At 22.8% G+C, this 12668-nt stretch carries 9 protein-coding genes; 7 read left to right on the forward strand and 2 right to left on the reverse strand.

Going from position 1 to position 12668, the window contains the following annotated elements; translation table 4 throughout:
* Positions 1-385: 385 nt before the first annotated feature.
* Complete coding sequence (locus ACXX84_RS02140) at positions 386-2020, forward strand: IS1634 family transposase (RefSeq protein ID WP_458572809.1); 1635 nt, start codon at positions 386-388, stop codon at positions 2018-2020.
* Positions 2021-2573: 553 nt separating this feature from the next.
* On the opposite strand, the gene ACXX84_RS02145 is transcribed toward ACXX84_RS02140, so the two are convergent.
* Positions 2574-3944 (reverse strand): IS1634 family transposase, encoded by a 1371-nt coding sequence (locus ACXX84_RS02145; RefSeq protein WP_436358471.1) that lies wholly within the window; start codon positions 3942-3944, stop codon positions 2574-2576.
* Between the two features lie 681 nt (positions 3945-4625).
* Between ACXX84_RS02145 and ACXX84_RS02150 the strand changes: the two genes are divergently transcribed.
* Together ACXX84_RS02150 and ACXX84_RS02155 are read left to right on the forward strand one after the other, a co-directional pair.
* Positions 4626-5372, forward strand: a complete 747-nt coding sequence (locus ACXX84_RS02150) for a tyrosine-type recombinase/integrase (protein WP_458572810.1) — start codon at positions 4626-4628, stop codon at positions 5370-5372.
* Positions 5373-5504: 132 nt separating this feature from the next.
* Positions 5505-6875: a dihydrolipoyl dehydrogenase gene (locus tag ACXX84_RS02155; RefSeq protein WP_458572811.1), complete on the forward strand. Its 1371-nt coding sequence runs from the start codon at positions 5505-5507 to the stop codon at positions 6873-6875.
* 570 nt (positions 6876-7445) lie between these two features.
* Here the strand turns inward: ACXX84_RS02155 and ACXX84_RS02160 are convergent.
* The gene (locus ACXX84_RS02160; RefSeq protein ID WP_458572812.1) at positions 7446-8165 is read right to left on the reverse strand and encodes an N-6 DNA methylase; all 720 of its coding nucleotides are present in this window, start codon (positions 8163-8165) and stop codon (positions 7446-7448) included.
* 420 nt (positions 8166-8585) lie between these two features.
* Between ACXX84_RS02160 and ACXX84_RS02165 the strand changes: the two genes are divergently transcribed.
* The 4 genes from ACXX84_RS02165 (at position 8586) to ACXX84_RS02180 (ending at position 12656) form a co-directional block, all read left to right on the forward strand.
* Positions 8586-9743: a hypothetical protein gene (locus ACXX84_RS02165; protein ID WP_458572813.1), complete on the forward strand. Its 1158-nt coding sequence runs from the start codon at positions 8586-8588 to the stop codon at positions 9741-9743.
* Positions 9744-9976: 233 nt separating this feature from the next.
* The gene (locus ACXX84_RS02170) at positions 9977-10129 is read left to right on the forward strand and encodes a transposase (RefSeq protein ID WP_458572814.1); all 153 of its coding nucleotides are present in this window, start codon (positions 9977-9979) and stop codon (positions 10127-10129) included.
* 35 nt (positions 10130-10164) lie between these two features.
* Positions 10165-10800 carry an IS256 family transposase gene (locus ACXX84_RS02175; RefSeq protein ID WP_458572815.1) on the forward strand — a complete coding sequence of 212 codons (636 nt, stop codon included), beginning with the start codon at positions 10165-10167 and terminating at the stop codon, positions 10798-10800.
* A 194-nt stretch (positions 10801-10994) separates the two neighbouring features.
* Positions 10995-12656, forward strand: coding sequence for an IS1634 family transposase (locus ACXX84_RS02180; RefSeq protein WP_458572816.1), 1662 nt, complete (start codon positions 10995-10997; stop codon positions 12654-12656).
* Positions 12657-12668 lie beyond the last annotated feature (12 nt).

Here is a 12668-nt window from a genome sequence, read left to right on the forward strand (position 1 = left end):
TTTTCTCCTTAAATAAAAACATAAATTTGGTGTCCCAAATTTATGTCCCTGTTTATTAGTTATAATTTTAGTTTTTATTATTAAATTCTTAAGTTATAAATTCTGTAAAATTATATAACTATAGTGTAATGAGAAATCTCTTTACAATATTATTATAACACTTTTTCTAAAGGTGATTATGTAAATTTTACAAATTATTAATCAAAATGTCCCAGGGCATTTACTAATGTAAAAAACTCTATTATTTTTTCATAGAATTTCCTGTGTTTCCCAGTTGGGGAACATTTTTTTGCTTTTTTTCAATTTTTAATACTACGTATTAAAGGAATAAAAAAAGTTATTTTTTTTCTTTGTTAATCATTGTTATTATGGTATAATTAGGGGTATGAAATTAATGTTATATAACTCATCTGGACCTAAAAAGGCAATCTATAAAAATATTGGTTATTGAGAAACCGAAGGAAAAATTAAAAGAAACATAAAACTTTTAGGACTTGGAAATATCAATTTATTGAAAGAAAAGAATGAAAATTATGAAAGCATTATCAAAAGAATTATAAAAAAATATGATGATAAAGTTGATTTAGTTTTTTTGAAAACTGAAATTGAAAAAGCACTTCAAAAACAAGCGACTTATTGAGATGTTTTAAATGCTGGTTCTGAATTTATAAAGGAATATATCGAAGATATAAACTTGCTAAATCAAATAGATTTTGGAAAACATAAAGGAATGAAAGAAATTATTTCTTTTCAAATAGCAAATAAAATAGCAGATCCAAAAAGTATAATTCAGCAGTTTTATAAGAAAAACACTACAACTTTAGATGTAGATTATTCAAAAAATAGTTTTTACAGAATGCTTGATCTTCTACTTAAAAATAAGTCTAAAATTTTAAATTTTATTTTTGAAAGTAGAATAAATAAAGAAAATAATTTGATGTTTTTTGATTCAACAACTGTTTATTTTGAAAGTTTTACTAAAGAAGGTTTGAAACATCCTGGATATTCAAAAGATGGCAAATTTAAAGAAGATCAAATTGTTTTAGCTATGGCTTGTGATAATGAAGGAATTCCTATTTTTTATAAACTTTTTCCTGGAAATACAGCAGATGTTAATACTTTAATTCCCTTTTTTGCTGAATTAAAGGAAAAATTCACTATTAATAAAATTATAGTGGTCGCAGATAGAGGGATGAGTTCTGCTCAAAATATAAAATTTTTAGAAGCAAATAATATCGATTTTATTATTTCTTATAGAGCAAAAGTTTCTTCAAAAAAATATAAAGAATATTTATTAAATCAAAGTGATTACATTAAAATCAGTGATTCTTTCAAATATAAAGAAAGAGAAATGATTTCTGTTTATGAAAATATCGCTTACAAAAGAAAACAAATAATAACAGTTAGCGAAACAAGAGCAAAAATGGACAGATTAAACAGAAAAAATGATATTAATAACTTTTTGAAAAATCAAAATAAAGAAGGTTATGTTAGTGAAAAAAAGTTGATAGGATCTAAAAAAACTAAGTACTTTAAACAACTAAATGCTTCAAAATATGTTTTAGATGAAGAAAAAATTCAATATGATGAACAATTTGATGGAATATATGTTTATGAGACTTCTTTAGTAGAAACTGAAGCATTAAAAATAGTAGATTTCTATTCAAATCAGTGAAAAATTGAAGAAAACTTCAGAACACTAAAAAATAATATAGAAATTAGACCAATGTTTGTTTATACTCAAGAACACATTGAAGGATATGTGCTTTTTTCCTTTATTTCTCTTTATATTCTAAAAACTTTAATTAATAAAATAAGAAATTTTTACAAAGAAAATGGAGTTATTGAAAAAATAACAGATCAATCGTTAATAAACGTTTTAAATAATTTAGAATACATTGTAGAAAAGGATTCTAATACAGACGAAATTCTCTTAAAAACTAAAAAAGAAGGAGAATTTTCCAATTACGCTTGAAAAATTTATGAAGAGTTTAAAAAATATATAAAAGTTAACAAGTAAAAATATAAATAAAAACACCGAAAATGCCTAAAACAAGGCAAAATCGGTTAATATTTGACTTTCAACTGGGAAACTCAGGAAAAACTCTATTATTTTTTCATAGAATTTTTAAATGTGTTAATCTTAAAATGACACAAAAATTTTAGGAAAAACAAACCAAAAATCCCAATTTTTTCCGTATTTTCGTAACAAAATAAATTTTGTGGTAATATTAAAATGTGACTAAGTTTTTTGTCACAGAAAGGGGTGATGAATCCATTATTTCATTATTTATAGATAAGGTGTTAACTCTAATTTTAGTTATAATTTTAGTTTTTATAATCAAATTCTAAAATTATAAATTTGTTAAAGTTCATCATCTCAAAAAAAATAATAAAAAAACCTCATTATGCGTCAATGGGGTTTTTCATTATCTAAATCTAGATAATTAAATGTGATGAATCCATTATTCATTATTATTATAACACTTTTTCTACAAATGTTTTGTAAATTGTAAATTTTTTATTAGAACAGAAATAATTTGTCACGATTTTTTAAAAAATTATAAATTAAACTAGTTTTTATTGATTTTAGATTTTTTGGTTTTTATATAGTTTTCAAATTCTTCAAAAATTTTTCATGCATTATTAGAAAATTCTCCTTCTTTTTTAAATTTTCTAATAATTTCTTTTGTGTTTGTATCTTTTTCTACAATATATTCTAAACTATTTAAAATATTTATTAATGACTTGTCAGTAATTTTATCTGAACTTCCTAATTCCTTATAATAAGCTTTTATTTCACTTAATAAATTTTTGAAAACATAAAGGGAAATAAAGGAAAAAAACGCACTTTCTTCAATCTGGTTTTGATTATACACCAACATTGAATTAGTTTCATCATTGCTTTTTAAAGTTTTGAATATTTCTTGGATTTTTTCTTGATTTCAATAGAAATCTAATTCTGCTTCTGATAAAGAAGTTTTATAAACAGAAAACGTTTTTATTTTTTTAGATTTAAAAGAATTATTGGTTTTGATATTGTTATTTTCATTTTTAGAAGCAGTTTTTGTTTTATATGGAATTATAAAATCTATATTGTTAGATTCAAGAAATTTTATATTTTCAGCAGAACTCATTTCTTTATTAATTATTATTGTTAGTTTATTGATAGAAATTCTTTCTTTTAATTCTTCAAATAATGGAATTAAGGTTCCAACATATTCTGTATTTTTAGCAAATGTTTTATAAAAAATAGGTATTCCTTGATCATCGTAAATCGTAGATAAAACAACTTGATCATCATAAAATTCATAATCTTCAAAAAAACTAAAGTCTTGTAAATTGTCCTTTATGATATTTTCTAAATAAATAGTTTTTGAATCAAAAAATAATAAGTTGTTTTCTTTGTTGATTTTATTTTTGAAAATAAAATCTAAAATTTTAGACTTATTTTTAAATAAAATACTTAAAGCTTGATGGAAATTACTTTTGGAATAATCTGAATTTAAAGTTGTTATGTTTTTAATATAGAATTCTTCAATTATCCTTTTAGGATTTATTATTTTGTTGGCTATTTGATAAGAAACCACTTCTTTCATTTCTTTATTTTGGTCAAAAGTAATTTGATTTAATAATTTTATATCTTCAATATATTCTTTTATAAATTCAAAACCATAATATAAGATATCTCAATACGTAACTCGGTTTTCTAATGCTCTGTCTATTTCTGATTTTAAAAAAACTAAATTAACTTTTTCATCGTATTGTTTGATAACCTCTTTAATTATAGCTTCGAAATTTTCATTTTTCTTTTTTAATTGAATGACGTTTCCTAGTCCTAAAAGTTTAACATTTTTTCTGGTTTTTCCATTAACTTGTCAATATCCAATATTTTTATAAGTTGCCTTTTTTGGTCCAGTTGAGTTATATAGCATTAATTTCATAGTATTAATTATATATTAATCATAATTTTTGTTTATAAATAAATTATTAATAAAATTCAAAAGTTGGTTTTTAACGATGTAAAAAATTTTATCATTCTTTCATTGATTGTTAAAAGTTTTAATCTTAAAATGACACAAAAATTTTAGGAAAAATAAACCAAAAATCCCAATTTTTTCCGTATTTTCGTAACAAAATAAATTCTGTGGTAATATTAAAATGTGACTAAGTTTTTTGTCACAGAAAGGGGTGGTGAACTATGTTTTATATTATTCATAGAGAAAATGATAACCTTAATTTTAATTATAATTTTAGTATTTATTATCAAATTCTAAAATTATAAATTTGTTAAAGTTCATTACCTCAAAAAATAATAAAAAAACCTCATTGTAGCGCAATGGGGTTTTCATTATCTAAATTTAGATAATTAAGTGTAATGAACTATGTTTACAATATTATTATAACACTTTTTCTACAAATGTTTATAAAAATGTGAAAACAAAAATTATATATCATTAATAGTGCAAAATTACGGATTTAAAAAAGAACTATTTGAGAATTTAATTTTTATTTAATAAAATTGAATTTTATAACTTATATATTTTTTGTTAAGTTTTTAAGTCAAAAATAAAATGAAATTAAATTTGTTTGTGTATTTTTAAATTTTATAAATAAGGAGAAAGATGAAAGTTAGAGATTTTTTAGAATATTGTACAGAAATTAATTTGTCTAAAAATACAATTAGACAATACGAATATATACTAGGAGATGTTTTAGATGTTGATAATAAAGAATTTAAAAAAGTAATTGAAATTATTATTGATGATAAAAAAGGTGGTGGATACCAGCATACTTTAAAAGATATTTATCATAGTTTTTTAAAGTATACAAAGGATGAAGAAAAATTAGAAAAATTAAGCAAAATCAAACTCAAACCCATCCCGCTCTACTTTAGAGCGATAATAACAAAAGAAGAACTTTATGAAAAAACAACAATTAAAACTAAACGCAAAACAGAAATTTTTTATAAAACAATAATCCGGTTTTTATTTGAAACCGGAATAAGAATTGGAGAATTAAAACATTTAGATATTAGAGATGGCAGACTATATACTATAGGAAAAGGAAATCGTGAAAGACAATTGTTTTATAAATACGAAACATTAAAAATAATGTTTGAAAATTGAGATAAATATAAAAATGCCAAGCCAAATACAGTGGCTAAGCAAATTAAAAAAATTTTGGGAAAAATTTATTCACCCCATAGTTTAAGAAGGTCTTTTGCTAGTTTCCTTTTAAAAAATGATGCAAATCCTAAAATGGTACAAATGTTAATGGGCCATATTAAAATTACAACCACTTTTAAATACTTGCATTTTTCCGAAAGGGAAAATCAAGATATGTACAATAAAATCTTTTATGAAGAATAAAAATTTGTTTTTCTGAATGAAAAAAATGCGAAAAAATGCAATTTTTTCATTTGTTTTATTATTTTCTAAGTTTTTTAAATAAAGCTGCTATATAATAAAACTATAAAATATATTTATAAAAAAGGAGAAAAAATGAAAAAATTTGATGTAGTAGTTTTAGGTGGTGGTCCAGGCGGATATAGCCTTGCTAACATTTTAGCTACAAATGGAAAAAATGTCGCTTTAATTGAAAAAAGCGACTTAGGTGGAACTTGCGTTAATAGAGGATGTATTTCTACTAAAACTTTAATTAAATCTGCAAAAGTTTATGAAACTGTCAAAAAAGCTAAAGAATTTGGTATTCATTTAAATGGAAAACACTTTCATTTAAATGAAATTCAAAAAAGAAGAAAAGATAATAAAGAATTACTAAACACTAACATTGAAAAATTATTAGTTTCTAGCAATGTAACCATTTTTAAAGAATATGGTGAAGTTTTAAGTAATAAAACTATAAAACTAACTAACGAAACTATTGAATTTGATAAATTAGTTTTAGCTACCGGTTCTTCTAGTAGAAAATTAAACCTTAAAGGTTTTGAACAAGGTTACCAAGAAGGATTTTTAATTGATTCAGATAAAGCACTAACATTGGAAAAATTACCAGAATCAATGACAATAGTTGGTTCAGGTCCAATTTCTTTAGAATTTGCTTATTTCTATTCAACTCTTGGAGTTAAAATTACTATTTTAGAAGCAAGAAGTTTTATGGGTAATTTTGACATTGAATTACAAAAAAATGTTAAAAATTACTTACTAGAAAAAGGTGTTAAAATTTATGAAAATGTCAAACTTTTAGAAGTAAAAGATAAAACTTTATTAGTAGAAATTGATTCAAAAATACAGGAATTTTCCGATGATTTAGTATTAATGGCAGTTGGTAGAGTTGCTAACACAGAATCATTTAGTAAACTTAATCTTGAATTAACTCCTACTGGTTTTGTTAAAGTAAATGACAAAATGGAAACAAGTGTAAAAAATGTTTATGCAATTGGAGATGTAACAGGTATTTTACTTCTTTCAACAACTGCTTATAAAACAGGAGATATTGTTGCAAAAGAATTATTAAATAAAAAACACAACGAGGTAGTAAATCCTAAATTTATTCCTTGATCTGTTTATTTAAATCCTGAATTTGCAGGAGTTGGTTCAAGCGAACAACAACTAATTAATTCTAATGTAGATTATGCATCATTAGTATTACCTGCTGCTGCATTACCAAGAGTACATGCTGATGGTTTAGATAAAAAACACGGTTTTGTTAAATTTTTAATTGATAAAAAAACAAATAAAATTTTAGGAAGTTTTATGTTTTTAGAAGGGGCACACATTTTAATTAATGAAATAGCTCATGCCATACAAAACGATTGAACATTTACTGACTTACAAACTAAATCATATACACACCCAACAATTGCAGAAGCTGTTTATTATGCAGCAAGAAACTTTACTTTTAAAAAATAATGAAATCAAAGCATTCAAAAAACTCACTAAATGTGAGTTTTTCTTATTTCCAGTGCCGGAACAATGGAAACTGCCAACAGCAGCTCTACTAATGATAATATAATTGTAACACAAAATTGTTTTTATAATTATACTTTATCAAGTTTCCCAACAAATAGTAAAAAAGTTAAAAATCACCTATTTTTTGATTAATTTTATTGTTTTTCTTTTTTCTTTATACCATTTTATTATTATTTATTACTGAATATAATAGAACTTAACAATGATTGAGAGAAATGAAATCTACCATCTTTTTTAATTCCTGCTTTTTCTCAATCAAAATTATTAAGTTTTTCAAGAATCTCCATAGTTTCATCAAGAGAACAAAAAAGTGTAAATCGAAAGAACTGATGCATCATAATGTATAAATTTGTTCTCTTGCGTATTTTCTAAAATATAAAAAGGTTTTTCTTTTCTTGTTAAACAATTAACAAAAATTTGAAAAGAAAAATTATGTGGACTTTTAGGAGTTGGTCTTATCCACTTTTCAGGCTCGTAAGATATTTTTGTTGTTTTTAATGTTCTTTCGGTTTATGAATTTATAAATTCTGTAAGTCCTGCTTTAATTTTGCTATTAAAACCAGAAGCACCACCTACTTTTACTACTATTTTATTATTTAATTCTAAAGGTTTACCAAATATAATTTTTCCATTATTATAAAAATATTCTAACTTTTTAGGATGATTTTTAGTTTTAACTATTTTTACTATAGAAGTAGGCACTGATGCGTTTTCTCATACGTTTTCAGAAATTGGTTTTCAGTATGTTATGGAAAAATTATCATATATATGTTTTATTAATTTTTTAGCACTGCTATTGGAAAAGATTTTACTTGATATAATTCAAATTAATTCTCCATTTTCTTCTAAATCAAATAAAGCTTTTTCAAGAAAAAAATAAAATAATTTAGGTTTATGATTTAGAAAGTTTGAATGCAAATTTTCTTGAATGTTTTTAAAGTCTACATAAGAGGGATTCCCTATTATAACATCGCTTTTAAAGTTAGTGTTAAAATATGAATCGATGATGGCTTCTTTATGGCTTATAGTACTATCTTTTTCAATTGCAATAATTTCCGAATCGCTGTATTTTTCCTTTAATTTATAATAAAAATTACCTGTTCCAGATGAAGGTTCTAAAATACGTTTTGGATTTTGTATAGATATTAATTTAATCATTTTTTTAACAATAAATTCTGGAGTAAAAACTTGACCTAAATTCTTTTTATTTAATTGTGTTATATTATTCATTTTCATCACCTTTTTTTGTAAAGTATTTGTTAAAATCATTTAATATATTTGCTCTTTTTTCTATACTTTCTTTTAGGTAATGCAAAATAAATTGTCGCACTTTATTCTCTAAATTCTCTTTCTTTTTTTCCTAACTTTAATTCTACAAAAAAAGCAAGGATTTGGCAAAAAGTCGTTAAATTCGAAGAATTTTACATATATCAAAGTGGATTAATTTAAATTGCTCATTATCATTAATACCAAAAATTAATTTTTGACCTTTTGCATCAGCAAAAGCAACAACCATTTTTAATCAATTAATTACTTTATTTTATTTTAGCATTACTTTTTTTGACAAAAACTTGTTTCAGCATTCTATTTTGATTAATAATTTATACAATTTTTTAATCATAAAAATTAAAAAATATATAATTGAATAGTATGAAAAACAACATAAAAAAATTTTTAACTTTTGAAGAACAAGTTGCAAAATTAAAAAATGATAAGAAAATGAAAATAGAAGATGAAAATGAAGCAACAGATTATTTAAAGAGTAATAATTATATTCAATTTATTACTCCTTATAAAATAGCATTTGCAAGGAAAATTGAAAATTTTGATTTAACCAAAATTAAGGAAAAATGAAATAATTATAAAAAAGAAAATATTTTTACTTTAAAGGATTTATTTATTGATGAAAATAGATTAAAACACTTATATTATAATGATTATTCATTCAAATTATTAAAAAAAATAAATGAAAATCATAAAAATCTAGCAATTAAACTATTTTATAAAATTTTAGAAATAGAAGCTAAAATGAAGACACAAATTGCTTATTATATTGCTAAAAATATACATTTAAATTCAAATAATAATTATAATAGTAATTGATTTGATTTTTTAAAAGAAAATGCTCCAAAAACAGAATTTGAATACAGATTTGAAAATAACAAATTTCATAGTAAGAAAATAATATTTAAATATAATAATGAAAAGTTTTTTTATTCTGTTAAAAAAAATAAAAAAACTTTAGTAAAAGAAATAAAAAATTTATCTTTATTGTTCAAGGATTTTAATTTGAATGATGATAATGAACAAAGAAAAATTACAAAATTTTTAAATCAAAGAAAAAAAAGAATAGAAGAATATAATTTTTTAATTTCCAGCATTGAAAAAAAATTTTTAAAATTTAATTTTATTTGGAAGGATATAGAAAAGTTTGAATTTGGATTATTAAATAATTTATTATTTTTTTTGTTTGGAATTAGTAAAGATAATAAACTATTTGATTCTATTTTTCCAAGTAAATTAGGTTTTGATGAAATTAGTAATTTTTTATATTTTACAAGAAAATTAAGAAACCACATTGCTCATCAAGGAAATTTACAATATTTTTATTTGAAATATATAGAAAAAGAATGTTTTTTAAATATAAAAGAAATCAATAAAATTGTCTTTTATAATAAAATAAATTATTTAAAAAAAGTTAATAATTTTAATTATTTCCCTTATAGATTTGATATTTTTTTAAAAAACAGAAAATATAGTTTAAATTATTTTTTTATAGAACAATTAGAAAAAATTCTAAATTTCTAGAAAAATATGGTAGAATATATTTGTATATGGCCTAACTCACCAGGTGTGAGAAGTTTAGAGGTATGAATTCCTTTAAACAAAAAACTGCTTTTAAAAGCAGTTTTTATTTTTTATTTCTTTTTAACTAATTTAAATTTTTAATATATTTAATAATTCCGCTAATTTTATTTAAATAACAGCAAATAATTAATTTATATGCTAAAGGAATTTCCACTAGAGATATCTCAAAAACCTTGAATGAATTATACGGAATCGAAGTAGAACCAAGTTTTATTAGTAGAGTAACCGATAAAATAATGTCACAAATTATAGAGTGACAAAATGGACCATTAGATAAAACTTATGGTATGGTTTTTATTGATGGAATACGTTTTAAAGTTAAATAAGATAATAGATTAGTTGAAAATTTGTGTATATTGTTATGGGTTATTCTCTGGATGAATACAAAGATGTTTTAGGGTTCTGAATAGGAGAATCAGAAAGCGCAAAATACTGAATGCAAGTATTAAATGACATAAAATTACGGGGAGTTGAAGAAATTTATTTAATTTCCAGTGATAATTTAACAGGGATTTCAAATGCTATAAAAGCAGTTTTTCCTAAAACTCAAATTCAAAAATGCATAGTTCATCAAATTAGAAATTCTGTTAAATTTGTCAACTATAAAGACATTAAAGAATTTACTTCAGATATGAAAAATATTTATCAATCTAATAATATTGATGAAGCTTCTCGATTTCTTCAAATATTTGAAGACAAATGAGATAGTAAATATCATTATACTATAAAAAGTTGGAGAAATAATTTCGATGAACTTTCTACTTTTTTCAATTTTCCAAAAGAAATTAGAAAACTAATTTATACAACAAATGTAATTGAAAATCTTAATAGAAATATTAGAAAAATTTCTAAAAATAAAACTTCCTTCCCTACCGAAGATTCGCTTATGAAAATAGTTTATTTTGCAATTCAAAATCAGCTAGAAAAGTCAAAAACAATTACCCCGAATTGAGGGCAAATTTTAAATCAATTAAAAATAGTATTTGATGAAGAATAATTAAAAAAATCATAAATAACTTACAAAAATGAAGATTAAATTCCTAACCCGTCTTTCCCAGTTTGCCCTAAGAAATTAGAATAAAATCGGAATTTATAAATTTTTACTATATATATTTATATATATAGTAATTTTTATTTAAAAAAATAAAAAAAATAATTGCACTTAATTGCATTTTGTGGTATAATATAAGGATGGAAAAGAAAAATTTAATATTATTTAATGTTTCAGGAAACAAAAAAGGTGTAATTTATAAATATGTTGGATGAACAACGGGTTTTGGAAAAGCACCAACAAGATGATTCAGTCTTGGAAATTTAGAAAAATTACTTGAGAAAAAAGAAAATGCGGTAGAAATTCTAAAAGAAAAACTAAAATCTTTTTCTTCGCTTGATAAAAAAGAAAGAGTTCAGTCTGCGTTATTAGAAGCTTTGGAAAGTGATGAACTTGTAAGAGTAAATAAAAATGTCGGACATGAATTAATCGAAGACTTGCTTAATAAACACAACATTTTTGAGTCTTTTGAGAAAACAAGACATAAAGATATGAAGAAAATTTTCAATTTTTTAGTTGCAAAAAGGATTTATAATCCTTCAAGTATTTTTTCTTCTTTTAGTGATCAAGGTGAATTTAATAGTGATATTTCAGCATCAAAAAATAGTTTTTATAGACTTCTTGACATTGTTGAAAACAATCAAGCAAATCTTGTAAACGCACTACATCAAATGGTATTGAAAGAAACAAACAGAAATTTAAGTGAGATTTATTTTGACTCATCAACTGTTTATTTTGAATCTTTTCAAAGAACAGGTTATAGACAAACCGGTTATTCAAAAGATGGAAAGTTTAAAGAAGATCAAATTGTAATTGCCTTAGCATGCGATGGAAATGGAATTCCTTTCCATATCAAAGTTTTTAGTGGTAACACTCCAGATTCAAAAACTATGATTGAATTCTTGCTTGAACTTGAGCAAATGTATAAAATTAAAAACATAACTGTAATCGCAGATCGTGGAATGAGTACGTCCGGAAATATCAGATTTTTAGAGCAAAAAGGTTATGGTTTCATCATTTCTTACAAAGCAAAAGCAAGTTCTAAAGAATTCAAAGAATATGTTTTGAATGATAAAGATTATGTTTATGTAAATGATAATTTAAAATACAAATCCACCGATTTCTTTTCCACTTTTAAAAACAAAAGGGTTACAGAAAATGTCAGAAGAAGAATTGTAACTATAAGTAAATCAAGAGCTTTAAAAGATAGAGAAGATAGACAAAATTTAATTAATAATTTTAAAAAGAAACAAAATAAAGATGGAACTGTAGATTCTTCAAAAATGCTTGGTACTAAAAAATGCAAATACTTTACTGAGATATCAAAATTAAAATTTGAATTGGATTACAAGAAAATTCAAAGAGACGAAGAATTCGATGGTGTTTATGTATATGAAACTAATTTATTAAATTTAAGTGAATCTCAAATAATTCATTTATATTCTAAACAATGACAAATTGAATCAAATTTTAGAAGTTTAAAAAGTTATTTAGCAATAAGACCAACTTATGTTTATTTAGATAGTCACATTGTAGCTCACACACTTTTGTGTTTTGCTTCATTAGTCGTTTTAAAATTATTTATTCATAAAACAAATGAATATTATTTTAAACACAGAATAAATAACCACCTTACTGAATGACAATTTATTAAAATTTTAAGTTTAGTAAGAGAAGAAATATTTATAAATAACATTACTGGAGAAGAAATAGAAAGAAAAAGAGAAAAATCAGGAAGCGATATAGATCTTTGAAATAAGTATGATGAGATCAAAAAAATTGTAATTAAATCAGATAAATAAAAACCGTTTTGC

Source organism: Mycoplasma sp. AC157 (assembly GCF_054343415.1).